The organism is Paractinoplanes durhamensis, assembly GCF_016862175.1.
GTDB lineage: Bacteria > Actinomycetota > Actinomycetes > Mycobacteriales > Micromonosporaceae > Actinoplanes > Actinoplanes durhamensis.
In genome coordinates this window covers 90588-116038 of sequence record NZ_BOML01000012.1, presented here as the reverse complement: position 1 = coordinate 116038, position 25451 = coordinate 90588, and the positions used below count along the sequence as shown (strand labels likewise).

Here is a 25451-nt window from a genome sequence, read left to right as displayed (position 1 = left end):
TTGTGATCAACTCGTAGGATCGGTCCTCGTGACCGACACGACAGTGGTGAGCCTGCAGGACATCCGCGACGCGGCCCACCGGATGGCCGGGGCCGTGCACCACACCCCGGTGATCCGGTCCCGCACCCTCGACGCTTTGCTGGGCTCGCGGGTGTACCTGAAGGCGGAGAACCTGCAGCGCATCGGCGCGTTCAAGTTCCGTGGCGCCTACAACGCCATCGCCCAGCTCAGCCCGGCCGAACTGTCGCGGGGCATCGCCGCCTACTCGTCCGGCAACCACGCGCAGGCCGTCGCCCTCGCCGCCGCCGAACTCGGCAGCACCGCGGTCATCCTGATGCCCGCCGACACCCCGGCCGTCAAACTCGACGCGGTCGCCGGGTACGGCGCCGAGATCGTCACCTACGACCGCTACACCGAAGATCGCGTGCAGATCGGCGCCGCACTGGCCGCCGACCGTGGCCTCACCCTGATTCCGCCGTACGAGCACCCGCACGTCATCGCCGGGCAGGGCACCGCCGCGCTCGAACTGCTCGACGAGGTCGGCGACCTCGACGCCCTCGTCGTCCCGGTCGGCGGCGGCGGGCTCATCGCCGGCAGCGGCATCGCCGCCAAAGGCCTGCAACCCGGCATCCGCCTCGTCGGCGTCGAACCCGAAGCCGGCGACGACACCCGACGGTCCCTCGCGGCGGGGGAGCGGGTCAGCATCCCGGTGCCGCGCACCATCGCCGACGGGCAGGCCGCCGCCACCCCCGGCGAACTCACCTTCTCCATCAACCGGCACCTCATCGACGACATCGTGCTGGTCAGCGACGACGAGATCCGCGACGCGCTGCGGTTCGCCGCCGACCGGCTCAAACTCGTCCTGGAACCCAGCGGCGCCACCGGCCTCGCCGCGCTGCTCGCCGGCCGGCTCACCCCCGCACCCGCCCGCATCGGGGTGATCCTCTCCGGCGGCAACGTCGGCGCAGCCCGCCTCGGTGAGCTACTCGCCTAACACCTTCGCCTCGATCGCCGGGTCGAGGCCGACCTGGTCCCGGTCCGCCCGCAGCGGCGCGTCGCCCGGCAGCGACCGCAGCCACTGCCAGGTGTCGGCGACCGTGTCGTAGATCGGCCGGCACCGCAGCCCCACCTTGAGGGCCTTGGTGACGTCGCCGCGGTGCAGGAAGTCGTGGTCCGGGCCCGGCGGTAACCAGATCGGCAACTGCGACCAGCCCGCGATGCCCGCCGCGGCGATCACCGACGGGTCGGCCCACCGCAGCTGCGCCCGGTTACCGGTCACCTCCCGGGCCACCTCCAGCAACTCACCCATCGTCGTGTGACCCGGTTCGCTGACCACGTTGTACGGGCCCGACAACTGCGAGACCGCCGCGTTCAGCATGAAGATCGCCAGGTCGCGGGCGTCGATGTACTGCAACGGCAGCACCCGCGGCCCCGGCGCCAGCGTCGGCCCGCCCCGGGCGAGGCGGTTCAGCCACCACGGCAGCCGGCCGATGTCCTCGTGCGGGCCCAGGATCAGCCCCGCCCGGCCCAGCATCACCGGCCCGTCGAACGAATCGGCGGCGTTCTCCCCGCGCACCTTGTCCCCGGCATAGCCCGGCTCCCGCGGGTCGGCGAGGGGGGAATCCTCGGTCAGCGGCAGCGGCGTACCCCACCGGTACACCGACCGGCTCGACACATACCCGTAGTGGCCGGCCCGCCCGGACAGCAACCGTGCGGTCCGGCCCACCGCACCGGCCCCCGCCGACCACGTGTCGATCACCGCGTCCCAGCTCTGGTCGACGTTCAGCGCGGCCAGGCCGTCCGGGGACATCCGGTCGCCGTGCAGCACCCGCACCCCGGCCGGAGTGCCGCGCTGCCCGCGGTTGAAGACCGTGACGTCGTCCCCGCGGGCGACCGCTTCCTCGGCGACCGAGCGACCCACAAAACCGGACCCACCCAGAATCAGCAGTCTCATGGCGATCGACCATGCCCGATGTCTGCCGGTCTCAGGAAGGGCTATCGCTCAGAGCGGAACCTTTTCAGTGCGCTCACCACGAGGGCGTGGTCGTCGGCCTGGGGGAGTCCGGACACCGTGACCACCCCGACGACCCCGACATTCCGGATACGGATGGGGAAAGCGCCCCCGTGCGCCGCGTAGTCGGCCGGGTTCACCCCCATCCCCGCATCCAGCTCCTGGCCCTTCGCCGCCAACCGCCGTCCCACGAGGTAGGACGACGCTGCGTAACGCTCCACCACCCGCACCTTCCGGGCGATCCACGCATCGTTGTCGGCCGCACTGCCTTCCAGGCCCGCATGGAACAACTGCTGCGTTCCCCGCCGGATGTCGATCGCCACCGGCAACTCACCGGCCATCTCCACCAGCAGGCAACCCAGCCGCCACGCATCCGCATTCGAGAAACCGTCGAAGACCAGGTCGCGCTCCTGCGCCTCCAGCTCCGAGATCACATCATCGCTCATGGCGATCATTATCGGCGGCGCTGCTTCTGCAACCAGATCCCCAGCGCCGCGACCACCACGAAGATCATTGCCGAACAGCAGAGCAACTTGATGAACAACTGCGCCTCCCGGTTCGTTAGGGTCGGTACTCGTGCGACTGGCCACCTTCAACCTGCTGCACGGACGGTCACTGTCCGACGGCACCGTACACGCCGACCGGGTCCACGCCGCCATCAAAGAACTCGACGCCGACATCCTCGGCCTCCAAGAGGTCGACCGCGCCCAGCCCCGCAGCGGCCTGCTCGACCTCACCGCCATCGCCGCCGACGCCCTCGGCGCCCACACCCACCGCTTCGCCGCCGCCGTCGTCGGCACCCCGGGGGAGACCTGGCACCCCTGGCGCAGCGACGACGACAACGCCCACCCCCTCTACGGCATCGCCCTGGTCAGCCGCTACCCGGTGCTGCGCTGGCAGATCACCACCCTGCCCGGCGCACCCATCCGCTCCCCGGTCTACACCGGCGACGGCATCCGCCTGCTCAAGGACGAACCCCGCGTCCTGCTCGCCGCCGTCCTCGACACCCCCGCCGGGCCGGTCACCGTCGCCACCACCCACCTCAGCTTCGTCCCCGGCTGGAACCTGCGGCAACTCCGCCACGCCGTCCGCGCCCTGCGCACCCTGCCCGGCCCGCGGCTGCTGCTCGGCGACCTCAACATGCCCGCCGGCCCGGCCCGCGCCGTCACCGGCTGGCGACCCCTCGGCAAAGCACCCACCTACCCCGGCCCGTCACCACGCGCCCAGCTCGACCACATCCTCGCCGACCCGCGCGCCGCCGCCCGCCTCGGCCGCGTCGTGCAGGTCGCCACCCCACGCCCGGACATCTCCGACCACCGGCCACTCATCGTGCAGCTGGACGCATGAAGACGTCCTCCAGGCCGTCCTCCGGATCCCACTGCTCACCGATCTTCTTGAACCCGAACCCGGCGATCGTCGCCCGCGACCCGGCATTGTCCGGCCGGATACTCGCCCGCACCGCCGTCACCGACGGGTCGGCATCCACCCGCGCGAGCAGCGACCGCAGCATCGCCTTCGCGTAACCACGCCGCCGGAACGCCGGATCCACCGAATAGGCGACCTCCACCACGCCTTCGGTGTCCGGCGGGCCGTGGAACCCTCCGTGACCGACGACCTGACCGTCCGTGACCGCCGCCCGGGCGATCCAGTCCGCGCTCGACGGGTCCTCGCCGATCTGCTCCAGCCGGATCCGCCACAACCAATGCTCATCCACCAGGTACTGCGACAGCGTGGCACCGGCGGACACGCTCGCCGCCGATAGGTCCCCGTCGATCAGCAGCTGCAACGTCGCGGGGGAGAGCTTCACCCAAGTGATGTCGGACACGCCAGGCATGATCACACAGGGTGGTGATCAATGCCACGTTAGTTGTGCACAACTGAATTGGGCACTACCGTTCTCCCCATGGAGGACGCCGACACCACCGGACTCGAGCAGATGATCTGCTTCGAGCTCTACGCCGCCAGCCGCGCCATGACCGCCCTCTACCGGCCCGCCCTCGACGACGCCGGCCTCACCTACCCGCAATACCTCGCCATGCGCGTCCTCTGGCACCGCGCACCGGTCACCGTCCGCGACCTCGGCCAGATCCTCCACCTCGACAGCGGCACCCTCTCACCGCTGCTCAAACGCCTCGAAACCGCCGGCTACCTCCGCCGCGAACGAGGCACCACCGACGAACGCACCGTCTTCCTGCACCTCACCGACGCCGGACACCTCCTGCAGAGCCAGGTCGAAGACGTACCCGAGCAGATCATCTGCGCCCTCGACCTCAACCTCGACGAATACCGGCAACTGCACCACCTCCTCGGGCGCATCCGCGCCGCCACCCCCGGAAAGGACCAGTAATGGCCAGCGTCTACACCGCCTCCTCCACCGCCAGCGGCGACGGCCGCAACGGACACGTCCGCTCCACCGACGGCGTCCTCGACCTCGACCTCGCCGTCCCCAAGGAGATGGGTGGCCCCGGCGGCGCCCTCACCAACCCCGAACAACTCTTCTCGGCCGGCTACGCCGCCTGCTTCCACAGCGCCCTCAAAGCCGTCGCCCGCGCCCAGAAGATCACCCTCACCGACACGGCCGTCACCGTCGACGTCGGCGTCGGCCCCAACGGCAACGGCGGCTTCCAGCTCGAGGTCGCCATCGAAGCCGAGATCGGCGGCGTCGACGAAGCCACCGCCAAGGCCCTCATCGAAGCCGCCCACCAGGTGTGCCCCTACAGCAACGCCACCCGCGGCAACGTCGAGGTCGCCCTCTCCGTCGCCTGATCCGTTACAGCCCCCGCAGCGCGCGGTTCGTGCGGTTCGCCCGCACCGCCGCGCGCTGCTGCTCCGCCGTCACCTCGATGTAGCCCTGCGACGTCGTCAAACTCGCGTGCCCCAGCAGGCGCATAATCTCCGACGCGTTCGCGCCGTCCTCCGCCAGCCGCGTCGCGAACGTGTGCCGCAACGCATGCAACTGCGCACCCCGCGGGACCCGATCGGTCACCCCGGCCCGCCGGTAACACGACTCCACCAGATACTGCAGACCGCCGCGCTTCAACGCCGCACCCTTGCGATCCACCAGCAACGGCGCATGCGACCCGGCCCGCCCGAAACGCAGCCGGCGACTGTCCAGGTACCGCTCGATCAACACATCCAGCTCCGGCTCGATCGGCACCGTCCGCGGCCGCCCACCCTTACCGGCCACCTCCACCCGGCGCTCACCCGGGCGGCCCAGCACATCCCCGGTCCGCAACGCCAGCAACTCCGACAGCCGCAAACCCGCACACAACGCCAGCGCCAGCACCGCCACATCGCGCTCCGGCCACGGATCACGCTGCCGCTCATCCACCTGACTGACAGCGGAGAGTAACTGCTCCGGCGTGTCCTCACCGCGCAGCGGCTTAGGGGAGTGGGCCGGCAATCTCGGCTTGTCGACCGCCGACATCGGATTACCCGGCAGCACCTGCTCGGTGACCAGGAACGTGAAGAACGCATTCCACGACGACCAGGCGCGGGCCACCGACGCGGGGGCGCGGTCGGCGGCGAAACGGGCGAAAGCGCCCCGCAGCGAGCGAGGGGAGAGGTCACCCAGAGTGACTATCTCCGGGCCCAGCAAACCGACGATCGACAGCAAATCCCTTTGGTACGCCTGGAGCGTGTGTTGCGAGGGCTTCCGGGTGGCGCGGGCCGCCAGGAAGTCGTCGATCAGTACGTGTACCGCCGAACCCGATTCTTGCTGCATAAGTCATATTATGCAGCGTTTAGACGTTTTTGGGCAGGTAGATCCGGGCGTCCTGTTTGGGTATTTGAGACGTGTGCTGCGCAGTTCGCTGTCGCACGCCGCCATCGGCTCGGTTCGGCTGTCGCTTCGCCGACCCGCACGCTGCCGCCGCGCGATGGCGGGAAGCCCGCTAGTGCGGGGCCGAAGGACTTCAGCGACAAGTGGATCTGGATCTTGACGGGGATCGACGGCTTCTGGGTATCGCCGGGGCTTATCCGAGCAGCGCCAGGCGCTCATTCCGCCTCAAAGCCGGCCGGAATGGCTGGGCCGGCTGGGCGAAATCTTCTCTCCGGCGTTCCTGGGGAACTTGTCGCGGCTCGAGCTCGTTCCGGGTGATCCGGTGCGGTGCCAGGGCTCGGAACTGCACGGCTCGGGCTCGGGTCGGCGTGGGCCTGGAACTGCCGGCGACCGACGCGAGCGGCGCGAGAGCCCGCAGTCTGCGGTCGGCTCGGACCTTGCGCCGGTCTCTCGGGCCGCGCGGATCTCCGCGGCGCTGGATGCGGTCGCTGGTAGCTCTCGTTCGGGTGACGGTCCTCGGCATGAGCAGGTCGGGGCTGCCTTATGCCGCGTGGGGAGTCGTCACGCGTACTCCTCGCTTGATCCTCTGAATTTTGGTTCTAGTTGACATAATGTCAATTATCGACCTGGAAGATGATCTATGGATCGAGCAGGAAATCGGCCAGGATTCGCGCGTGATTGAGCTGTGGGTCGCGCACGCTGTAGAGCAGCGTCACGGTGTCGGCCGGCTCTCGTAGCTCGGCGACCGCCGGGTTGGCCGACAGCTCTGCCCGATAACGCCGCGCGAACTCGTCGAACTGGTCGGTGTGCGCGTGGAACCACGTGCGCAGCTCCGTGCTCGGCGCCACGTCTTTCGCCCAGGCGTCGAGGTGTGCGCGTTCCTTCGTGACGCCGCGCGGCCACAACCGGTCGACGAGGATGCGGCGCCCATCCCCCGGGCTCGGCTCGTCGTAGACGCGTTTTGTCCGGTAAGTCGTCATCCGGCCTCCAGGATGGCCAGGTCGCGTTCGGCGTAGAGTCGGTGGTGCCACTCCTCGTTCAGGAGCACCAGCAGGCATTTGCGGACCGGGAAGCTCTTCGGTGGCGGCCAGCCCGGCGCCTCGACGGCAGGCGTGTCGATGTCGAGCTGTTCGGCGGTCAGGCCGGCCAGGAGGCTGCGCACGCCGGCCGCCCGATCCTCGCGCAGCGCGAGAACGGTTTCCAGGGGCGGCTGTGCGGTGCGGTCGCGGGGAACGCCGGGTATGTCGGGCATCTGCTCCCACGGGAGCGCCAGCGGGTGCCATGGTGCCGGCTGGCGCTGGATGGCGCGGCGGACCCAGCAGTCGGTCACGAACACCATGTGGCGCAGGGTGTCGATGAAGGACCACTCCCCCTCGACCGAGGTGTGCAGCAGGGCCGGGTCGAGGCGGCGGGCGCGGGTGAGGGTGTCGGCCCAGAGTCGTTCGGTGATGGCGTGGGCCTCGCGGAAGCCGTCGGGGGTGGTGGGGCGCATCTTGGCGCGGTCGGGGTGGTGGGGCGCATCTTGGCGCGGTCGGGGTGGTGGGGCGCATCTTGGCGCGGTCGGGGTGGCGGCGGTCGAGTTCGGCTTCGATCAGTGGGGCGATGTCGATGCCGTTGACGATGACGCGGGTCAGGTGGCCGTCGATGGGCGGGTGGCGGGGCTTGCGCGGGCTCACGGTTTTGCCGATGTGGTCGGGGTGGGCACGTCGCCGGGGCTGGTCGAGCGGGCGCGGCGGGATCTGCCGGATGTGACGTTTCGGGTGCTGGCCGAGCCGCCGCTGCTCCCCTGGGCTGATGCGAGTTTCGATGCGGTGTTGCTGCTGGCGGTGCTGACGTGTGTGCCGTCCGATGCCGGTCAGCGGCGGCTGGTCGGTGAGTTGGCGCGGGTGTTGCGGCCGGGTGGCGTGCTGTATGTGAGTGATCTGGTGTTGCAGTCGGACGAGCGGAGCCTGGCGCGTTATCGGCGGGATGCCGGGGTGTATGGGACGTATGGCGTGTTCGAGGTCGGTGATGGTGTGGTGTGCCGGCATCACCGTGCTGAGTGGCTGCGTGGTCTTCTGGAGGACTTCTCGGTGGTCGCGTCGCGGGCGCTCGTGGTCGAGAGCATGAATGGGCATCCGTTGGAGGCGTTGCAGTTGCTGGCTCGTTTGCCTGACGTGTAACCCATTGGTTACGCTTCCGGGTGTGGACGAGGTGGTGGGGGCGATCGCTGACCCGGTGCGGCGGGAGATTCTGCTGATGCTGCGGGATGAGTTGCTCTCGGCCGGGGAGATCGCGGAGCGGTTCGCGATCAGCCGGCCTGCGGTGAGCCGGCATCTGCGGGTGTTGCGGGAGGCGGGGCTGGTGCGGGACACCGCCGATGGGCGTCGCCGGGTCTATGCGCTGGTGGCCGGGCCGCTGGACGAGTTGTCCGGGTGGTTGGCGCAGCTGGTGCGGCCGTCCGGCTGGGAGCACCGTTTCGACGCGTTGGAGACCGAGGTTTATCGCACTCGCCGTTCGCGGCAGTCGGCCGTGCGGCGGCCGGAATCCCATGAGGAGATCGCATGAGTTTGACCCCTACCGGCCGGTTGTTCGGTACGGACCTGGTGCTGACCCGTACGTTCCGGGCGCCGGTGGCGGATGTGTGGGCGAGTGTGACCGATCCGGAGCGGACGGCGCGCTGGTTCGGCCCGTGGGAGGGCGAGGCGGGGCCGGGACGGACGATCAAGGTGCAGATGGTGCAGGAGGAGGGCAAGCCGTGGATGGACATGACCATCGAGGCGTGCGAGGAGCCGTCGCGGCTGGTGTTGTCGGCCGGTGACGAGGGCGACCGGTGGCTCCTCGAACTGGCGCTGTCGGAGGCGCAGGGGGTGACCGAGTTGCGGTTCACGCAGCATCTGAGCAGCACCGGAGCGGTCGGTGAGGTGGGTCCGGGCTGGGAGTTCTACCTGGATGTGCTGGTGGCGTCCCGCGATGGTGAGCCGGTGCCGGTGTTCGGCGACTACTACCCGGCGATGAAGGAGTATTTCGAGGCGCAGCGGTAATTCGGTGTCGGGGTGCGGCCGGGTGGTGGTAGACACCCGGGCGTGCAGACGACGCTGGGGTTTTCCGAGGTGCTGGGCGCGCTGCGGGCGGCCGGGCCGGACGCCGGGTGCTGGACCTGGTGGGATCGGGCGGAGTCACCGCGGACCAGTGGTGCGGTGGCCCGGCATCAGCTGCAGGAGGTGGCGGTGCACACCTACGACGCGCAGTTGGCGGCAGGTGCGCCGCAGCCGCTGCCGGGGCGGATCGCCGTCGACGGTGTCGACGAGTTCTTGCAGACGTCCTGTGCGGGGGCCTACCGCTGGCCGTACGGGCCGGCGACTCTCGACTATGTCGCCGAGGGGCATTCGTGGCGTCTGGAGCTGGGGGCCGACGGGGTGCGGTTGGTCCGCTCCCCCACCGGTGTTGCCGGCACCTCGGTGCGGGCGACCGCCGGGGAGCTCGTGCTGGCGTTCTACGGCCGGGTCGAGGTGGACGCGCTGAAGGTCGAGGGTGATCCGCGGCTGCTGGACCTGCTTGTGGAGTGGGATCCGGATGAGCCGGTCAATGGTTGATGCAGCCGCCCTGGATGGTGGTGGTCTGCAAGACGTCGCCCGAGCTGGGGTCGATCGCCACGCTGACGGAGCCCGAGCCCGGTAGGCGATTCAGGTAGGCGCAGATGTCCTCGTTGAAGGTGTCCGGGCTGGTGCCGGGCTCGCCGGGGAGGCTGAGCAGGGCCAGCGCCGCGGCCAGCATGATCGGGACGCGCCGGCTCCGGGTCGGGGCGGGTCTGGCTGGGGCGTCGAGGTCGATGACGGGCACGCCTGGGATCCTAGGGGCCGGCGGCGAAGGGGTGCGGGTATGCGGGTGCGGTGGGTTACCGGGTTTCTGGACTCCCCTACCAGCGAGGTGGAGTCGTTCTGGCTGGCGGTGACCGGGACGACCCTGTCGCCGCGGCGTGGTGACGGGGCCTTCGCGACGCTGCTGCCGGCCGACGGGGACGCGTTCCTCCGGGTCCAGGTGATCGGGTCGGGGCGGCCCGGGTCGCATCTGGATCTGCACGTCGACGATGTGCCTGCGGCTGCCGCGGAGGCGCAGGGGTTCGGGGCGTCGGTGGTGTCCGTGCAGTCGGATCTGGTGGTGCTGGCGTCCCCGGCCGGGGTGGTGTTCTGCCTGGTGCGGTGGGATGGCGAGGCGGTGCGGCCGGCGGCGGTGGAGTGGGCCGGCGGGCAGCGCAGCCTGGTGGATCAGTGGTGTCTGGACATCCCGGCCGTCGACCATGACGCGGAGGTCGCGTTCTGGGCGGCGGTGACCGGGTGGGAGCGGCGGGCGTCGGATCTGCCGGAGTTCTCGTTCCTGCAGGGGGACGCGTCGCTGCCGTTGCGGTTCCTGGTGCAGCGTCTCGGGGACGGTGCGGCGGGCGTACATCTGGATTTTGCCTGTGATGGGGTTGATGCCGAGGTGGCGCGCCATGTCGGGCTGGGGGCGTCGGTGGTGCGGCGGGTGCCGGGTGACTGGACGACGTTGCGGGATCCGCTGGGGCGGGAGTATTGCGTTACCGGGCGGGCGCCGTTCCGTGGGCGTGGATGATCTGCCGGTGGGTGGTGACGGCGGCGGTCAGGTGCCGGCCGGGCAGGGCTTCGGGTTCGGCGGGCTGCCAGTCGGGCACGTGTGGGAGCCAGTACCGGTGTGGGCGGTGTCGGTCCACCGGCCGGTCCATGTCGATGACGGTATTGGCGGGGGCAACCGGGTTTCCGGTGCGGCGCGGGTGACAGGATCTTGCCGGGTGCGGGAAATTGTCGGTGCCTCCTGCTAAAACTACTGGAACAAACGTTCGAATGATCGGAGTGGTGGCGTGGCCCCGGGTTTGAGCACCGATGAGTTGACGGCGATCCGTGACGGGGTGGCCGCCGGGCGGAAGCCGCGCGTGCAGTTCACCGAGGCGGCCGGGCAGGTCGCCGGGAAGATCGGGCAGGTGGTGTCGTTGGGCGACCCGGCCGAGACCGACGATTTCCTGGTGGTGCGGTTCGGCCGTGACGAGTTGCCGTTCTCCCCCGCCGACCTGCGGGTCGCCCCGCGTGGGGCGGTGGTCAAAAAAGCGGAGCCGCCGGCCGCTCCGCCGGAGCCGGAGTTCGTGATCGACAAACCGTTGCCCAGCGTGGCGCCGGCCCCGGCCCAGCGGAGCAGGGGTGAGGATGGTGCGGTGCGCAATGGTGGAGATGACGTGCCGGCCCCGGCCCCTCGCAAGGTGACCCCGGCCCGGCCGGTGAAGACGAAACCGTCGCCGGCGCTGACGGTCACCCTCGCCTATGGGGAGGGTGAGTGGACGGTCGCGGCCGCGCAGGGCAGCAAGGTCCTCGCCAAGCCGTATGTGATTCGCCCGGCCGAGGCGCTGCGGATGGTGTCGCTGGTCGACGTCCCCGGTGTGCAGGAGGCCGTCGAGCACATTCTGTCGGCGGAGCGGGCCGAGGCGGAGAAGGAAGCGCAGCGGCTGCGTGCCGAACTGGCCGAGGTCGAGGCGCGGCTGGCGGAGCTGGGTGAAGTCGGCGGTTCAGGTGTCGAGGTCGGGCGGTAGCGGCAGGCCGAGAGCGGTGACGAAGCGGGCGGTCTTCACCTCGGCGAAGACTTCCGCGTCGTCGAGGTCGCCGTCATCCAGGTCGTCGTCCTCCGGGTCGACGTCCTGGGCGAGGAACGTGACGATCTGCTCCTCCGTGGCGAGCTGGTCACCGCCGGGGTGGAGCAGGGACCGCCAGGCGGCGATTCCGGCCGCTTCGCGGAAGACGTCGGTCGGGGCGGACGCGGCCGGGTCCTCGAAGTAGGTGCGCGGGGTGATCCCGAGGTAGGCGGTGCCCGCGCCGGGCGGGGCCGGGTCGTAGGTGACGATGGTGAAGTCGCTGTCGTGGATGTCGAGCAGCATCCATGGCCGGTCGTCGGTGGGGCGGCTGTCGGGGTCGGCGTCGTGCCAGTGTTCGCCGTCGTAGAGGTATGTCCCGAAGAACCCCATGCTTTGCCCTTCTGCGCGGCGCCCGTCCACCCCGAGGATGGCAGTTCGGGTGTCAGGCGGGGGCGGAACCGGGCGACACCGACGGTCCGGGGTCGACGGCCGGCAGCGGCGGCAGGGTCCGGCCGGGCCGCGGCCGGACCCGGGTGTAGTCCTGGGTGCGGGTTTCGTCGACGATGTGCGGGAGTTCCATCTCGCCGTCGCGGAGCTGGGCGAGGGTGTCGTCGATGCCTTCCATGATCAGGCGGGTGGCCTGCATGGCGCGGGCGCCGGGGGTGCCGGTCACCGTCGACAGGTCAACCGGCTTCGACCCGAAGCGGACGTGCACGACCGGCCGGTGGCGCATCGCCTGCCACAGCGAGCGGAGCAGGTTGTTCGGGGTGTCGTAGGGCAGGACGGCGTGCGCACCCCACTGGGCGACCGGCAGCACCGGCGCGCCGGACAGTGCCGCCATCCGGGCCACGCCGGTCTTGCCGCGTTCCGGCCACATCCACGGGTCGAGGCCGATGCGGCCCTCCGGGTAGACCAGCACCATCGCCCCGCCGGCCAGGGCGTCCGCGGCCGACGGCAGCGCGTCGGCGACCCGGGTGGTGCCCCGGTCGACGCGGATGTGCCCGGCCGCGCGCATCGCGGCCCCGGCGATCGGGGCGTCGAAGATGCCGCCGGTGGCCAGGATCCGCGGCGCGATACCGATCTTGTGGCAGGCGGCGGTCATCACGATCGGGTCGAACGGGCTGACGTGGTTGGCGGCCAGGATCACCGCGCGGCCCCGGAATTCCGCGGGCACGTCACCGGACACCCGCAGCCGGCACAGCGGCCACACCAGAAGCCGGCCGAGGACCAGCATGAACCGCCACATCGTGGGGGTCCGCCAGGTAGAGCTCTCCATAAGGCCGTCAATAATCGCATGCGGCGGCGCCGAAATCCGAACGGTGCACCCGGGTGGCAAAGCCGCGGAACAGCTGTAACCGGATTGGCGTCCAGTTGGACTCGGCGGTCCGGTACCGGCGGTGCGATCATGTCGGCCATGAGGGCGCAGACGGCGGCGGTCGAACGTGTGGTGACGCTGCCGGACGGGCGGCGGATCGCGGTCCGCGAAGGCGGCGACCTCGACGGTGTGCCGGTGCTGTTCCAGCACGGCACCCCCGGGTCGCGGCACCAGGCGGGGCTGGTCGAGGCGGCGGCCCGCCGGTGCGGGGTGCGGCTGATCTCGGCGAACCGGCCCGGCTACGGCACCACCCCGGACACCGCGCCCAGCCTGACGTCGGTCGGTGCGGACGCGATGCTGATCGCCGACGAGGTCGGCGTCACCCGGTTCGGCGTGGCCGGGGTGTCCGGCGGCGGGCCGTATGCGCTGGCCACCGCCCTGGCCGGGCCGCACCGGGTGAGCCGGGTGGCGGTGGTGGCGGGCATCGGGCCGTGGCGTGGCCTGCGGCCGGCGGTGCCCGGCGACCCGGAACGTGACCTGCTCGACCTGGCCGACCAGGGCCGCGTCGAGGCGGCGCTGACCGGGTTCCGGGCCCTGTTCACCACCGACCATCGTGGGCTGCTCGACATCGAGGACGACGAGGCCCTGGTCGACGCCTATCTCGACGGGGCGCCGGCCGCCGATCTGGGCTGGCTCGACCGGGAGAAGAAGCTGAGCTGGGCGGCCGACCTGCGTGAGGCGCTGACCCGCCCGGACGGCTACGCCCGCGACAACGTCGCCTGGGGCGGTGACTGGGACATCGACGTCACCGCGGTGACGTGTCCGGTGCGGCTCTACTACGGCGGCGACGACCGGCTCGTCCCGGCCGCGCACGGGCACTGGCTGGCCGACCGGCTCCCCCTGGCGACGATGGTGCTCTACCCGGCGGCGGGGCACGGCACGACCAGCTTCGCCTACTGGGACGAGGTACTGCGGGCGGTAACCGAGTAGACCGGCTGCTGCGCGCCCAGCAGTCCGGGCCGGGCCGGACCGCGCACTTCCGGTTGTTCTCGGCTGCCTGGTGTCCTGTGTCAACCCTGAGCGTCTGGGTGGGCTGCGCTGAGCGGCCGGCAGCGGGCCAGCGAGGGTGCGGCGGCGCCGGAGACGATCTCGGTGGCGACCAGGCGGCCGACGGTGGGAGCGAGGCACACGCCCGAGTGCATGACGGCCGCGTAGACGTCCGGGGTGAGCGGGCCGATGATCGGGCCGCCACCAGGCATCGGCCGCACCCCGACCCGCCATCCCGCGAGCCGCGGCGGCGGGCCGTCGAACGTGGTTTCCAGTTCGTGCAGAGCCTTGGCGGCCAGCTCGCGCTGCTCGGACCACGACCACCGGCCCCCGGGTGCGAGCGCGGCGGCGATCAGCAGGTCCCGGTCGCGGACCTCGCGCACCTCCAGGCCCGGCGTGGCCACGATCCCCCGCACCAGCCCGGCGTGCCGTGCCCGCACCCGGATCAGCAGCGCGGGCGAGGTGGCACCGAGCCGGGCCTCTCCGCGCGAGGGGGACAACGAAGCCAACCGCACGGTTCCTGCCCCGGCCGCCAGCACGACAACCGACGCCGGGAGGAACCCGGCCGACGTCTCCACCCCGCCGGTCCGCATCCCGCGCACGGTAACCCCGCTCACCACATGCGCGCCGAGACCGCGGGCCGCGATCAGCAACGCCCGAGCCGCTCCCGCCGGATCCACACCGCCATCCTCCGGGGCATAGATCGCCCGGTCCGGAAGTGCGCGCAGATGCGGCTCGAGCGAGCCGATCGCCGCGGCGCCGACCTGATAAGGGCCGCCGACACGCACGTCATCGACATCCGGGCCGCCGGCGCCGGTGACCGGCCACCGCAGCGACCCGGTCCAGCGCACCCCGACCCCCGGAACCTCCGCGGCGAGCCGCCGCCAATCGCCCAGCACGGAACCGGCCAGATCCGCCGCCCCGCCCGGCCAGTCCCCGCGCTCGTCGCCGCCGATCCACCCGAACGACGCCGCCGTCACCCCGGCATCGCGGCCGACCGCGACGACCGGCTCACCGAGCCGGGCCAGGTGATAGGCGATGGACGCGCCCACGATGCCGGTACCGACGACCACGACCGGTTTCACCCGGCGGCCATGCCCTCTTCCGCGACCGTCAGCCACTTCTCGACGGTGGCCGCGTCGTGGTGCCGGATCGACCAGTCGACCTGCCGCAGGCTCATGTGCGCCCAGTAGGCCCGGCGGCGGCGTTCGGAGATCAGCGCGAGCCGGTCGTCGACCATGCCGGTCAGGTGCGGCGCGACCCCGCCGAGGTAGAACCGCAGCGTGGTCAGGTCGAGGTGCCGGTCACCGCGGACCGCGCCGTCCCAGTCGACCACCCCGGTCAGCCGGCCGGCGTCGACGAGGACGTTCCCGGCGTGGAAGTCCATGTGGACCAGGTCGTCACCGATCATCTGCGACCCGGACGAGGCACCCACCGACCGGATCCAGGCGAGGAGCCGCGCCGACCGGGCACTGTGGGTTTCGAGGGGACCGTGCAGGCAGAACCCGGGCCCGTCGCCGGTCAGATACAGCTCGGCGGGCTGCTCCGGCGGCGGCCCGGCGAACAGGTCGGCGAGCTGGCCGTTGACCTGCAACATCTGCCGCACCACGGCGGCGTCGACGGTGGCCGGCGGCGCCCCCGGCAGCCGCTGCTGGACCACCACCCGGACCCCGTCGACGCGGGCGGTCAGCTCGTGGCGGGCGGTCGGCACCCCCGCCGTGCGGGCCCGGTCGGCGAGCGGACCACATTGGGTCCGCGCCGCGGTCAGCACCGACCGGCGTCCGTCTGGCCAGCGCACATAGGCCGCGCCGACCTCACCGCCCGGGCACGGTCCTTCCAGGACCAGCCGCACCCCGGTGATCGCGAAGATCCGGTCGAGGACGCGCGGTGCGTCGAGGCGCGCCGCACGTGGCCACGCCTGGGTGGGCCCGGCAAAGGTCACGACGGCCCCCGACTCGTGACGGCAACAGAATCCTGCCGCATCGACCCTAGTCCTGCGGGCCGCGCTGCGGTGTCAGCCAAACGACCGTAGTCGATCCGGGCTGAGACGGCACTGAGATTATTGGCCGGGGCCGCGTTGCCGCAGGTAGGCGAGGACCGCTTCGCGGGTGGTGCGGACCCCGAACAGGGCGCGGGCCTCGGCGATGCGCCGGTTGGCGGTGCGCAGCGACAGGAACTCCGCCGCCGCGGCGGCCGCGATCGTGTCGCCGGCGGCGAGCCGGTCGAGCAGCGCCCGCTGCTCCGGCACCAGGTCGGCGGCCGCGTTGCCGTCGGTGCCGGGCTCCGGTGCCGGACCTTGGCGGACCGGGCCCAGCCGGGTCAGATCGTCCACGAGTGCCCTCCCCAGGGTCGACTCGGCGTCGCAGATCGCCACGACGCCGGCACCGCGCGCGGCCGCGAGGACCGCCAGCTGCAGGCTTTCCGGGTCGGTGATCCGGCCGTGCAGCACGAGCCGGTTACCGGTCACGTCCCAGGCCGGGTCGGGCAGGGCGAAGCCTTCGCGGGCCACCCAGCCGTCGCGGATCAGGCGGCGCAGCACGGTGTCGGCGTCGCCCGGGTTGGCGACGACGTGGCGAGGGGCGTCGGGCTGTCTGGTCACCGGCCATCCTTGTGCATCTCTGGGGAACTCGGGAAGGTGGCGAAGGCGAGGGCGGCGGCTTCCGTTCGTGTCCTGGCGCCGAGCTTGCGCATGCCGGCGCGGATGTGGGTGTCGACCGTCTCGGCGGAGATGCCGAGCTGCCCGGCGATGCGCCGGGTCGGTTCCCCCGCGGCGACCAGCTGCAGCACGTCGGTTTCCCGGCGGGTCAGCTGGTCCCCGGAACGGGGGCTTCGGGTGTCGCGGTGCACATGATGCCGGCGCAGACCACGCCGGGCACGCCCGGCGAGAACGGTCAGCCCGGCCGCGTCGGCGAGCCGCTCGGCGTCGAGCAGCGCGGCGACGGCCCGGCCCGGGTCGGCTTCGGTCAAACCGGCCGCGAGCAGGCACCGCACCTGCTCCCGCAAGGCGACGGGCCGCCACCCGTCGGCGGCTGCCGCAAATCCGGTACCGGTCGCCCACGCGGTCAGGGTGCGCCGCGCGGGAGTCGGTAGCCCCGGCGGAATCGGTGGAGCACCCACCGCGCCGAGATCGTAGGCGGCCCATCGGGCCGTGATCGCATGAAGCCCGGCGAGAAGGCCGGCGCTGTCGGAGGCCGTGTCCTTGGCGGCCCGGTCCGGTTGCCCGTCGAGCCACGCGGTCTCCCGCGCCACCCATCGGGTCGCCGGATGCTGCGGCCCCGCGTCCAGCCGGGCACGTGCCGCACCCAGCAACCCGGTGTCGGCCTCGACCAGCGCGGACGCCGCGGTCGCATAACCCCGGGCTTCGTCGGGGATGGCCCGGTCGGTCAGGTTCCCGGCCCGCCGGAGAACATCATCGGGCCCGGCCTGCGGGATCAGGTTCCCGCCTTCTTCGAGTACGCGGCCGGATCGTTCCCCATCAGCAGTGGCCGAACCCGCCGCTGCGCCGGCCTGAGCGGTCGGCACGCTCACCGCGCCGCTACCGGCGGCGTGCGGAGCCGGCACCTGCGCCCGCCCCGACACCGACCCACCCGGAACCGGCACACCCGGCCCGTCCGAGCCGAATTCGGCCGGGGGCAGGATCACCTGGCTGCTGCCGTGCAGGGCGATCGCCCAGTCCGCGGCCGCCGCGAACCGGGTCTGCCAGCCGTACGCCAGGTCGGCGGCGCAGTCGTCGGCCGCCCGCAGCGCCGCGGTGGCCGCTTCGGTGAGCCGGCCGTCGGCGGCGAGGTGCTCGACCAGCAGCCACGCCGTCCACCGGCTGATCTGCGGGTCGCCGCCGCCGGTCGCGACCGCGGCCAGCGCGGTGTCCCAGCCGGGCGTGTGGTTGGCGGCCTGCACGGTCGCGACCGCCGCGGCAACCCCTTGCGGCGGGTGCGGGTAGCGGGCGCTGATCTTCCCGGCGAGGTCGAGGGCGCCGGCCGGGTCGGTGGCGAGTTCGGCGAGCAGCAGCACCCGGTCCCGGGCGGCGAGGACCGGCGCCGGCGACGCGTCCGGCACCGAGGACACCGCCGCCCGGGCCGCGGCGGGTGAGCCGGCCTGCAGCAGGGCTTCCCCGCGCAGCACGTCGGCCTCGACCCCGAGGGGGGTGCCGGTGGTCAGCACCTGGGCGGCGGCCGCGGCCCGCCCGGCGGACAGGGCCGCGTCGGCCGCCGCGAGCCGCACCCGCGGGTCGATCGGGGTGTCCAGGTCGCAGGCGAACAGCAGCAGCGCCGCCCGGTCCCCGCCGGACGCCTGATCGGCGGCGGCCAGGGCGGTGCGGTGCGCGCCGGCGAGGTCACCGGCGGCGGCGAGGTGCCGGGCCGCCTCGGCCGGCGGGGTGAGCTGGGCGAGGCGGGTGTGCAGCTCGACCCGGCCGGCCGCGTCGAGCAGCCCGGCCGCGGTCTCGGCCACATACGTCGAGGTCGGCAGCAGTGACCCGGCCGGCCCGGCGGTGATCAGCCCGGCCGCGTGCAGGTCGGCGGCACCGGCCCCGAGCAGCGCGCCCGGCGCGGGCCGGCCGAGCAGCCCGAGCGCGGCCAGGGCGGTGCGGGCCGGGCGGGGCAGGTCGGCCAGGGCGGTGGCAATGGCGTACGCCACCTGGTCCATGCCCGCGGCCCCGGCGGCGCGGCCCGCCGCGGCCTGCCGGGCCAGCGCGGTGATCGCGAGGGGGTTCCCGCCGGCCCGGTCGGCGACCGCGGACAGCGCCTCCTCGGACAGGCCACCGGCGGTGCGCCGGGCCAGGTCGAGCGCGGCCGCCCGGTCGAGCGGCGGCACGGTCAGCCAGGCCGCAGCGGCGGCGCGCAGGGCGTCGGCGACCGGGCCGGGCAGCCGGTGCGGGGTGCGTAACGCGACCAGGACCCGGCAGTGGCCGGCCAACAACGGCAGCGCGGCCAGGGTGGCCGGGTCCGCGTACTGGATGTCGTCGAGAACGAGCAGGCCACCGCGCACCCGGGACCGGACCGCTTCGGCGAGCAGGTGCACGTCGTGGGCCGGCAGCCGGGCCCGCACCGCCCGGGACAGGGCGAGGGCCGGGGTGGACCGCAGCATGGCCAGGCCACCGCCGGTGTGCGCCGGGCCGGGCACCTCGGCGGTCAGCCGGCGCAGGCCGGTGGTGCGGCCGCTGCCGGGCGGGCCGGTGAGCACGACCAGGCCGGGACGGTGCAGCAGGGCAGCGGCGGAGGCAAGCGGGTCAAGATCTTCCGCCACCTGGGCCCCTCCCCTTCGCTACGTCGACCGGCTGTGGCACGAACACGGGATCCCGTGCCGGACGGTCGTCCGTAGGCTGTGCCGTGGCGGGCACCGGCTCGCCGCGTGAGCGGGAGGGCAGAGGTGACAGCCGTGGTCTTGCCATTGTCGCCGACAGTGTGCACGGCTGACGAGTCGACATGAGCGGCCCCCTCAGTTCGACCGTTGCCACTCTCTGTGACGAGATTGCCGGCAAGATCGGCCCGGAAGCCGGTGGCCAGCTCAGACAGATAGGTGAGCGTCTCGGTGAGCCGTTACGCGTCGCAATCGCCGGTCGTCTAAAAGCCGGAAAGTCGACACTCGTCAACGCCCTGATCGGGCGGCGGGTGGCACCCACGGCGGTGGGTGAATGTACGAGAGTGGTCACCCGCTTCCGGTACGGGCCCGCCGACCGGGTCGATGTGGTGTGCCGCGACGGCCGGCGGATCAGCCTCCCGCTCGACGACGACGGCATGATCCCGCAGCGTCTGGGCGTGCCCGCTACCCGCGTCGCCTACGTGGACGTCACCCTCACCAGCGAGAAGCTGCGCGACCTGACCGTGGTCGACACCCCGGGCCTGGCATCGACCGACACGATGGTGTCGGCCCGCGCCGAGGAGGCGGTCGGGGTGTCCACCGCACCGTTCGACGCCGACATCGACGCCGACTCCGCCGGCGAGGTCGCCGCGGCCGAGGCCGTCGTCTACGTGTTCACCCAGGCGGTCCGGGCCGACGACGTGCGCGCCCTGGACGCGTTCCGGGACTCCTCGGCCCGGCTCGCGTCGAGCCCGATCAACGCGCTCGGCGTGTTCGGCAAGGTCGACACCCTGGTCGGCGGGCCGGGTGACCCGTGGCCGGTGGCCGGGCCGCTCGCCGAGCAGCAGGCCGGCCTGCTCGCCCGCACCGTCTCCGACGTGGTGCCGGTGGTGGCGTTGCTGGCCGAGACCGCCGAGGCGGGCCGGCTCACCGCCGCCGACGGCGCCGCCCTGCGTGAGCTGGCGGAACTGCCGATGGAGCAGCTGCGGGTGATGCTCGCCTCGGTCGACCTGTTCCGCACCCGCCCGGCCCCGCTGGACGCCGCCCAGCGGGAGCGCCTGCTTTCGCTGCTCGACCTGTACGGCATCGGGTTCGCCCTGGCGCAGTACGCGGCCGACCCGCAGCTGAGCACCGGTGAGCTGGTGCGCCGGCTGGTCGCCGCGTCCGGGTTCCCGCGGCTGCGGCAGACCCTGCAGGAGTCGTTCCGCTGGCGCGCCGACGCGATCAAGGCCGGGTGGGCGCTGGGCCGGCTCGAACGGCTCGCCGGGCACACCCGCGACGAGAAGGACCGGGAGATCCTGCGCGACGCCGTCGAACGGCTGCTGCGCGACCCCGCCTACCACCGGCTGCGGCTGCTCGACGCCGCCCAGCGGGTCGCCACCGGCACGGTGCGGCTGCCCGCCGACTGGGAGGCCGAGCTGACCCGCCTGGCCACCTCGGAGGACCCGCGGTGGATCCTGCGGCTGCCGAACGCGAGCGCCGACGAGCTCGCCGCGGCCGCCCGCGACGCCGCGAACCGGTGGCGGGTGTACGCGGTGGCCGGCGCCGGCCCGGCCCAGTCCCGGATCGCGCAGGTCGCGCACCGCGGCTTCCACCTGCTCGCCCAGCAGGTGACCCGATGACCGCCGACCTGACGAAAACCCTCGACACCACCGTCCGCGACACCCTCGCCTACGTGCGCGCCCAGGACCCGGACGCCGGCGCCGACCTGGCCGAACTGCGCCGCCGCGAGCTGATCCGCCCGTCGCTGGTGGTGGTCGGCGAGACGAAACGCGGCAAGAGCTCACTGATCAACGCGCTGATCGGGGTGCCCGGCCTGTCCCCGGTCGACGCGGCCGTCGCCACCGCCACCTACCTGCAGTTCGTCCCCGGCCCGTATGAGGTGCGGGCCTGGCTCGCCGGATCTGCCGACCCGATATCGGTCGACGACCTGCGGCACTGGGCGACCGGCGAGCAGAAGGCCCGCCGCATCGAGGTCCAGCACCCCGCGCCGCTGCTGCAGTACGTGAGCCTGCTCGACACCCCCGGCGTCGGCGGCCTCGACCCCGCCCACGCCACCGTCGCCCTCGCCGCCGTCGACAAGGCGACCGCCCTGCTGTTCGTCGCCGACGCGTCCGCGCCGCTGTCCGAACCGGAACTGACGTTCCTGGTCGCCGCGAGCGAACGGGTCGACGCGGTGGTGTTCGCCCTCACCAAGATCGACGCCTATCCGGGGTGGCGGCGCATCGCCGACGACAACCGGGCCCTGCTGCGCGCCCACGCCCCCCGCTTCGCCGAGGCCCCCTGGTTCCCGGTGTCGTCCGCCCTCGCCGAGTTGGCTCTGGTCTCTCCGCCCGGCGAGCAGGCCGCCCTGGTCGACGCGTCGCGGATCGCCGAACTGCAGCACGCCCTGGTCGACCTGGCCGGCCGCGGCCACCAGCTGCAACTGGCCAACGTGCTGCGCACCGCCCGCGGCGAACTCGCCCGCCTCACCGCCATCGCGACCGGCAAGGTGCAGGCGGCCGAGGCCGACCCGGCCCGCAACGCCGCCGTCCGCGCCGAACGGGCCGCGCTGGCCGCCCGCAAACGCACCGAGTCCCGGCAGTGGACGCTGCTGCTGAGCACCGAGACCCAGCGGGCCCGCATCGACACCGTCGGCCGGCTGCGGTCCCGGGTCGCCACCCTGCAGCAGGACTTCTCCGCCCGGGTCGACACCGGCCGCGGCGAAGCCCTGACCAAACTGCCGGACGCGGTCGACGCCGAGCTGCAGGCCCTCGCCGCCGAGCTGTCGCAGGGTTTGCAGGACACCTTTCACCAGGTCGCCGAGAAGGTCCTCGCCGAAGTGTTCGACGACCAGGAACGGGCCGGCATGCTGGGCCGGCTCAACGCGACCCTGCGGCACGCCCTGGCCGCCGCACCACCACGCGACGGGTCCGGCGACAACATGCTGATCGCCCTGTCGGCCGGCGGGATAGCGTTCATGGCCGGCCGCGGCGCCATCCTCGGTGCCTCCGCCCTCGCCGTCGGCGGGGTGCTCGTCCCGGTCGCCGGTATCGGCCTCGGTCTCGCCGCCGGCGGGTACGTGTTGTGGCGGCGGCGGGTGCAGACCGACCGGCAACAGGCCCGGATCTGGCTGCGCGACGTCCTCGGCGAGGCCCGCGCCGCCCTCGCCGACGAGATCGCCAACCGGTTCACCGACCTGCAGTACGCCCTGTCGGTGGCCGTCGACGACGCCGTCGAACGGCGGCTGCGTGACCTGGACGCGCACATCGCCGACATCGACGCCGCGGCCGCCGAGGACGCGGCCGGCCGGCAGAAACGCCGGCAGAGCGCCCAGCAGGAGCTCGACAGCGTGCGCGGGAAACTACGCCACGTGGACGACGTGCTGATCCGGGCGCGGGCGCTGACGCCCGTCCCGCAAGACGAGGAGAACCGATGACGGATCACCACGACTTCGCCGACCACTTCGGCGACGACCACCACGAGGCCCTCCCGTTCGAGGACCAGCCGCTCGCCGAGGACCACGAGGTCCACGACCTGTGGGACCACACCACCGACGACCAGCACCATCTCGAGCTGCCTGACCACGAGGACGACCAACCCGCGTACGTCGCCGACGACCACGCGGACGTTGCCGAGCCTGCCGAGGCCGTACACCAAACCGGGGTTGATCTGCCGGAGGCGGATCTCAGCGACAGCGTCTTCCCGCCCGCCGTCGACGTCGGGGAACTCCCCGAACCGGTCGACGGATTCCCGTGGATCGACTCCGGCAGCCTCGGCCTCGCCGACATCCAGGCCGCCCTGCACGAAGCCGACACCACCGAAGCCGTGCAGCCTGGCGACCTCGCCGAATATGCCGCCACCGACCTGCCGCCCGGCGCCGACCCGTGGGCCCACCTGGCCGGATCCGACGACCCGGCCACCGCCGCCCTCGCCAAGTGGTGGTCGCAGCAAAACTGAGTACCCGGCACCTCCCGCTCGCCGCCTGGGGGATGGCAATATGACCCGGCCACCGATCGACGACCGGGAGACAGACCCCCATGGCCGCACCCACCGGCACCCCCACCGACAGACCCGCGGCCGGCCGCCGGGAACGCACCGGCTGGTACTTCTACGACTGGGCCAACTCGGCGTTCTCCACCACCGTCCTGACCGTCTTCCTCGGCCCGTTCCTGACCACCGTCACGAAGCTGGCCGCCGGCTGCGAGCTCGGCGCCGACGACTGCACCGGCCGGGTCCACCCCCTGGGCATCTCGGTCGCGGCGGGTTCCTTTTATCCGTACGTCGTATCGCTGTCGGTGTTCCTCACGGTTTTTGTTCTTCCGGTGATGGGGGCCATCGCCGACCGGGCGCCGCGCAAGAAACTGCTCCTCGCCGTCAGTGCGTTCACCGCGTCCGCCGCGACCGTCTGCTTCGCGTTCGTCACCGGTGAGCGGTATCTGCTCGGCGGGATCCTGTTCCTGATCGCGAACATCGCCGGCGGCGCGTCGATCGTCGTCTACAACTCGTTCCTGCCGCAGCTGGCCGGCCCCGACGAACGCGACAAGGTGTCCTCGCGCGGCTGGGCCCTCGGCTACCTCGGCGGCGGTCTGCTCCTGGCGTTCAACCTGGTCGCGGTGACGATCCTGTCGATCGACGGCAACGACCAGCGCACCCTCGACATCGCCCGCTGGTGCATCGTGTCGGCCGGCGTCTGGTGGGCGGTCTTCACGGTGATCCCGCTCGCCTGGTTGAAGGAACACCCGGGTGCGGAGTCGAGCGCCGAACGCGGCAACGTGCTCATCGACGGGTTCCGGCAGCTCGGCGGGACGATCCGTAACATCCGGGCGTACCCGTTGACGTTGTTCTTCCTGCTGTCGTATCTGATCTACAACGACGGCATCCAGACCGTCATCGCCCTGGCCAGCCAGTACGGCACCGAGGAACTCGAACTCGGCCAGTCCACCCTGATCATCACGATCCTGCTGGTGCAGTTCCTCGCGTTCGGCGGTGCGCTGCTGCTGGGTGCGATGGCCGCGAAGGTCGGCGCCCGCAAGACCGTCCTGTTCAGCCTCGCCCTCTGGCTGGGGGTGGTGGTCGCCGCCTACTGGCTGCCGGCCGGTGAACCGCTGCCGTTCATGCTGCTCGGCGTCGCCATCGGACTGGTCCTGGGCGGTTCGCAGGCGCTGAGCCGCTCGCTGTACTCGCAGCTCATCCCTTCCGGGCGGGAAGGCGAGTACTACGGCTTCTACGAGATCAGCGACAAGGGCACCAGCTGGCTCGGGCCGCTGCTGTTCGGCCTGGTGTTCCAGCTGACCAACAGCTACCGCTTCGGCATCATCTCCCTCGTGGTGTTCTTCCTCGTCGGTGGCGTTCTGCTCGCGCTGGTGCCGATCCGCCGCGCCATCGTCGCCGCCGGGAACACACCCCCCAAACTGCTCTGATGGACATCCACATCGACCCCGACTCGGCGACGCCGCCCTACGACCAGGTGCGGCGGCGCATCGCCGAACTGGCCGCCGACGGCACCCTGCCGGCCGGCACGAAACTCCCACCGGTGCGCACGCTGGCCGCCGACCTGAGCCTGGCCACGAACACGGTGGCCCGCGCCTACCGGGAGCTGGAGGCGGCCGGCCTGGTGGAGACCCGGGGCCGGCTCGGCACGGTGATCACCGCGCGGGCGACCGGCACGAGCGTGCAGGCCCAGCAGGCCGCCGAACGCTACGCCGAACGCACCCAGGCCCTCGGCGTCGCACCGGAGACGGCGTTGTCGCTGGTCAGGGCCGCACTGGGTCTCTGAAGCCTGGGTCTCTGAGTTCGGTGATCAGGCGGGTCACCAGCGGGCGCAGCGCCGCCGACCGGGCGCGGCGCCACGCGGAGATCTGCGGCATGACGGTGTCGGGGACGGTCGCGGCGCGGATGGCCCACATCCCGGCCAGCCCGACGACGAACCGTGACGCCTCCGGCGGCAGGGTCCGTAACAGCCGATAGGCGCGGTCGGTCGCCGCCTGCGGGCCGAGGGTGTGCCCGGTGCCGACCACGTCCGCCGCCAGCTGGGCGAGGTCGATCCACGGGGCGCCGGCGGCCGCGTACGCCCAGTCGAGCAGCACCGCCGCGTCGCCGTCGACAGTGGTGTTGTCGAGGCGCAGGTCGCGGTGGACCAGGGCGTCACCGGCGGTCCAGCGTCCCCACCCGGTCACCACCTCGGCAGCCGGCCCGGCGTGCGCGGTCTCCCAGTCGTCGGCGGTGCCCAGCCCGAGCAGCCGGGTCCAGCCGTCGAAGTCGAAGATCCGCTCGGCGACCGGCGGCAGAGTGTCCGGCGCCCGATGCCCGCTCGCGGTCGCCCTTTTTCTTGATTCCGGGGTCTCGCAGCGGGTCGGAGGCACCGATTTTCAGGATGTCGGGCTCTGTGCTCGCGGCGAGGCCC

Annotated in this window: 31 protein-coding genes; 16 read left to right on the top strand and 15 right to left on the bottom strand. The window is 72.3% G+C overall.

The window, feature by feature from the left end; genetic code table 11:
* Positions 1-28 precede the first annotated feature (28 nt).
* On the top strand, positions 29-994 hold the full coding sequence (locus Adu01nite_RS06345) for a pyridoxal-phosphate dependent enzyme (RefSeq protein ID WP_239132173.1): 966 nt from the start codon (positions 29-31) through the stop codon (positions 992-994).
* On the opposite strand, the gene Adu01nite_RS06340 is transcribed toward Adu01nite_RS06345, so the two are convergent.
* Positions 983-1954, bottom strand: a complete 972-nt coding sequence (locus Adu01nite_RS06340; protein ID WP_203725575.1) for an NAD-dependent epimerase/dehydratase family protein — start codon at positions 1952-1954, stop codon at positions 983-985. The genes Adu01nite_RS06345 and Adu01nite_RS06340 overlap by 12 nt on opposite strands.
* 41 nt (positions 1955-1995) lie before the next feature.
* Positions 1996-2457, bottom strand: a complete 462-nt coding sequence (locus Adu01nite_RS06335) for a heme-degrading domain-containing protein (RefSeq protein WP_203725574.1) — start codon at positions 2455-2457, stop codon at positions 1996-1998.
* 130 nt (positions 2458-2587) lie between these two features.
* Between Adu01nite_RS06335 and Adu01nite_RS06330 the strand changes: the two genes are divergently transcribed.
* A complete protein-coding gene (locus tag Adu01nite_RS06330; RefSeq protein ID WP_203725573.1) occupies positions 2588-3358 on the top strand; it encodes an endonuclease/exonuclease/phosphatase family protein in 771 nt (256 codons plus the stop codon).
* Here the strand turns inward: Adu01nite_RS06330 and Adu01nite_RS06325 are convergent.
* Complete coding sequence (locus Adu01nite_RS06325) at positions 3336-3845, bottom strand: GNAT family N-acetyltransferase (protein ID WP_203725572.1); 510 nt, start codon at positions 3843-3845, stop codon at positions 3336-3338. The genes Adu01nite_RS06330 and Adu01nite_RS06325 overlap by 23 nt on opposite strands.
* A gap of 69 nt (positions 3846-3914) precedes the next feature.
* Here Adu01nite_RS06325 and Adu01nite_RS06320 point away from each other — a divergent pair, with 69 nt between their 5' ends.
* Positions 3915-4358, top strand: coding sequence for a MarR family winged helix-turn-helix transcriptional regulator (locus Adu01nite_RS06320; RefSeq protein WP_239132172.1), 444 nt, complete (start codon positions 3915-3917; stop codon positions 4356-4358).
* Complete coding sequence (locus tag Adu01nite_RS06315) at positions 4358-4777, top strand: organic hydroperoxide resistance protein (protein ID WP_203725571.1); 420 nt, start codon at positions 4358-4360, stop codon at positions 4775-4777. Before Adu01nite_RS06320 ends, Adu01nite_RS06315 begins: the two co-directional genes overlap by 1 nt.
* A gap of 4 nt (positions 4778-4781) precedes the next feature.
* Here Adu01nite_RS06315 and Adu01nite_RS06310 read toward each other — a convergent pair whose 3' ends face one another.
* The 3 genes from Adu01nite_RS06310 to Adu01nite_RS06300 form a co-directional block, all read right to left on the bottom strand.
* Complete coding sequence (locus Adu01nite_RS06310; RefSeq protein WP_203725570.1) at positions 4782-5735, bottom strand: tyrosine-type recombinase/integrase; 954 nt, start codon at positions 5733-5735, stop codon at positions 4782-4784.
* A 695-nt stretch (positions 5736-6430) separates the two neighbouring features.
* On the bottom strand, positions 6431-6772 hold the full coding sequence (locus Adu01nite_RS06305; RefSeq protein ID WP_203725569.1) for a DUF488 domain-containing protein: 342 nt from the start codon (positions 6770-6772) through the stop codon (positions 6431-6433).
* Positions 6769-7284, bottom strand: a complete 516-nt coding sequence (locus Adu01nite_RS06300) for a DinB family protein (RefSeq protein WP_203725568.1) — start codon at positions 7282-7284, stop codon at positions 6769-6771. The genes Adu01nite_RS06305 and Adu01nite_RS06300 overlap by 4 nt, the downstream gene beginning before the upstream one ends.
* 73 nt (positions 7285-7357) lie before the next feature.
* Here Adu01nite_RS06300 and Adu01nite_RS06295 point away from each other — a divergent pair, with 73 nt between their 5' ends.
* From Adu01nite_RS06295 to Adu01nite_RS06280, 4 genes are read left to right on the top strand one after another with little or no spacing between them, the layout of a single operon-like run.
* Positions 7358-7954: a class I SAM-dependent methyltransferase gene (locus Adu01nite_RS06295; protein WP_239132171.1), complete on the top strand. Its 597-nt coding sequence runs from the start codon at positions 7358-7360 to the stop codon at positions 7952-7954.
* 22 nt (positions 7955-7976) lie between these two features.
* Positions 7977-8339, top strand: a complete 363-nt coding sequence (locus Adu01nite_RS06290; protein WP_203725567.1) for a metalloregulator ArsR/SmtB family transcription factor — start codon at positions 7977-7979, stop codon at positions 8337-8339.
* Positions 8336-8815 (top strand): SRPBCC family protein, encoded by a 480-nt coding sequence (locus Adu01nite_RS06285; protein ID WP_203725566.1) that lies wholly within the window; start codon positions 8336-8338, stop codon positions 8813-8815. Before Adu01nite_RS06290 ends, Adu01nite_RS06285 begins: the two co-directional genes overlap by 4 nt.
* A gap of 42 nt (positions 8816-8857) precedes the next feature.
* On the top strand, positions 8858-9367 hold the full coding sequence (locus tag Adu01nite_RS06280) for a maleylpyruvate isomerase N-terminal domain-containing protein (protein ID WP_239132170.1): 510 nt from the start codon (positions 8858-8860) through the stop codon (positions 9365-9367).
* On the opposite strand, the gene Adu01nite_RS06275 is transcribed toward Adu01nite_RS06280, so the two are convergent.
* A complete protein-coding gene (locus tag Adu01nite_RS06275; RefSeq protein WP_203725564.1) occupies positions 9357-9614 on the bottom strand; it encodes a hypothetical protein in 258 nt (85 codons plus the stop codon). The genes Adu01nite_RS06280 and Adu01nite_RS06275 overlap by 11 nt on opposite strands.
* Positions 9615-9653: 39 nt before the next feature.
* Here Adu01nite_RS06275 and Adu01nite_RS06270 point away from each other — a divergent pair, with 39 nt between their 5' ends.
* Complete coding sequence (locus tag Adu01nite_RS06270) at positions 9654-10382, top strand: VOC family protein (RefSeq protein ID WP_203725563.1); 729 nt, start codon at positions 9654-9656, stop codon at positions 10380-10382.
* Here the strand turns inward: Adu01nite_RS06270 and Adu01nite_RS06265 are convergent.
* Complete coding sequence (locus Adu01nite_RS06265; protein ID WP_203725562.1) at positions 10348-10512, bottom strand: hypothetical protein; 165 nt, start codon at positions 10510-10512, stop codon at positions 10348-10350. The genes Adu01nite_RS06270 and Adu01nite_RS06265 overlap by 35 nt on opposite strands.
* A gap of 135 nt (positions 10513-10647) precedes the next feature.
* On the opposite strand from Adu01nite_RS06265, the gene Adu01nite_RS06260 reads away from it, so the two are divergent.
* Complete coding sequence (locus tag Adu01nite_RS06260) at positions 10648-11367, top strand: hypothetical protein (RefSeq protein ID WP_203725561.1); 720 nt, start codon at positions 10648-10650, stop codon at positions 11365-11367.
* Here the strand turns inward: Adu01nite_RS06260 and Adu01nite_RS06255 are convergent.
* Both Adu01nite_RS06255 and Adu01nite_RS06250 read right to left on the bottom strand, forming a co-directional pair.
* On the bottom strand, positions 11344-11796 hold the full coding sequence (locus Adu01nite_RS06255; protein ID WP_203725560.1) for a hypothetical protein: 453 nt from the start codon (positions 11794-11796) through the stop codon (positions 11344-11346). The two genes, Adu01nite_RS06260 and Adu01nite_RS06255, sit on opposite strands and share 24 nt — an antisense overlap.
* Positions 11797-11848: 52 nt before the next feature.
* Positions 11849-12682: a lysophospholipid acyltransferase family protein gene (locus Adu01nite_RS06250; protein ID WP_203725559.1), complete on the bottom strand. Its 834-nt coding sequence runs from the start codon at positions 12680-12682 to the stop codon at positions 11849-11851.
* Between the two features lie 138 nt (positions 12683-12820).
* Here Adu01nite_RS06250 and Adu01nite_RS06245 point away from each other — a divergent pair, with 138 nt between their 5' ends.
* A complete protein-coding gene (locus tag Adu01nite_RS06245; protein WP_203725558.1) occupies positions 12821-13711 on the top strand; it encodes an alpha/beta fold hydrolase in 891 nt (296 codons plus the stop codon).
* An 80-nt stretch (positions 13712-13791) separates the two neighbouring features.
* Here the strand turns inward: Adu01nite_RS06245 and Adu01nite_RS06240 are convergent, their stop codons facing one another.
* The 4 genes from Adu01nite_RS06240 to Adu01nite_RS06225 all read right to left on the bottom strand — a co-directional run bounded on the left by Adu01nite_RS06240 (position 13792) and on the right by Adu01nite_RS06225 (position 19012).
* On the bottom strand, positions 13792-14853 hold the full coding sequence (locus tag Adu01nite_RS06240) for an NAD(P)/FAD-dependent oxidoreductase (RefSeq protein WP_203725557.1): 1062 nt from the start codon (positions 14851-14853) through the stop codon (positions 13792-13794).
* Positions 14850-15710, bottom strand: coding sequence for a phosphotransferase (locus Adu01nite_RS06235; RefSeq protein ID WP_203725556.1), 861 nt, complete (start codon positions 15708-15710; stop codon positions 14850-14852). The genes Adu01nite_RS06240 and Adu01nite_RS06235 overlap by 4 nt, the downstream gene beginning before the upstream one ends.
* Positions 15711-15827: 117 nt before the next feature.
* Positions 15828-16367: a LuxR family transcriptional regulator gene (locus Adu01nite_RS06230; RefSeq protein WP_203725555.1), complete on the bottom strand. Its 540-nt coding sequence runs from the start codon at positions 16365-16367 to the stop codon at positions 15828-15830.
* Positions 16364-19012, bottom strand: coding sequence for a LuxR C-terminal-related transcriptional regulator (locus Adu01nite_RS06225; RefSeq protein ID WP_203725554.1), 2649 nt, complete (start codon positions 19010-19012; stop codon positions 16364-16366). The genes Adu01nite_RS06230 and Adu01nite_RS06225 overlap by 4 nt, the downstream gene beginning before the upstream one ends.
* A 179-nt stretch (positions 19013-19191) precedes the next feature.
* On the opposite strand from Adu01nite_RS06225, the gene Adu01nite_RS06220 reads away from it, so the two are divergent.
* The 5 genes from Adu01nite_RS06220 (at position 19192) to Adu01nite_RS06200 (ending at position 24824) form a co-directional block, all read left to right on the top strand.
* Positions 19192-20688, top strand: coding sequence for a dynamin family protein (locus Adu01nite_RS06220; protein ID WP_203725553.1), 1497 nt, complete (start codon positions 19192-19194; stop codon positions 20686-20688).
* The gene (locus tag Adu01nite_RS06215) at positions 20685-22484 is read left to right on the top strand and encodes a dynamin family protein (protein WP_203725552.1); all 1800 of its coding nucleotides are present in this window, start codon (positions 20685-20687) and stop codon (positions 22482-22484) included. Before Adu01nite_RS06220 ends, Adu01nite_RS06215 begins: the two co-directional genes overlap by 4 nt.
* On the top strand, positions 22481-23005 hold the full coding sequence (locus Adu01nite_RS06210; protein ID WP_203725551.1) for a hypothetical protein: 525 nt from the start codon (positions 22481-22483) through the stop codon (positions 23003-23005). Before Adu01nite_RS06215 ends, Adu01nite_RS06210 begins: the two co-directional genes overlap by 4 nt.
* A gap of 80 nt (positions 23006-23085) precedes the next feature.
* Positions 23086-24468 (top strand): MFS transporter, encoded by a 1383-nt coding sequence (locus Adu01nite_RS06205; protein WP_203725550.1) that lies wholly within the window; start codon positions 23086-23088, stop codon positions 24466-24468.
* Entirely contained in the window at positions 24468-24824 is a 357-nt protein-coding gene (locus tag Adu01nite_RS06200; RefSeq protein ID WP_203725549.1) for a GntR family transcriptional regulator, read from the top strand. The genes Adu01nite_RS06205 and Adu01nite_RS06200 overlap by 1 nt, the downstream gene beginning before the upstream one ends.
* On the opposite strand, the gene Adu01nite_RS06195 is transcribed toward Adu01nite_RS06200, so the two are convergent.
* Positions 24802-25410 carry a phosphotransferase gene (locus Adu01nite_RS06195; RefSeq protein ID WP_203725548.1) on the bottom strand — a complete coding sequence of 203 codons (609 nt, stop codon included), beginning with the start codon at positions 25408-25410 and terminating at the stop codon, positions 24802-24804. The genes Adu01nite_RS06200 and Adu01nite_RS06195 overlap by 23 nt on opposite strands.
* Between the last annotated feature and the right edge of the window lie 41 nt (positions 25411-25451).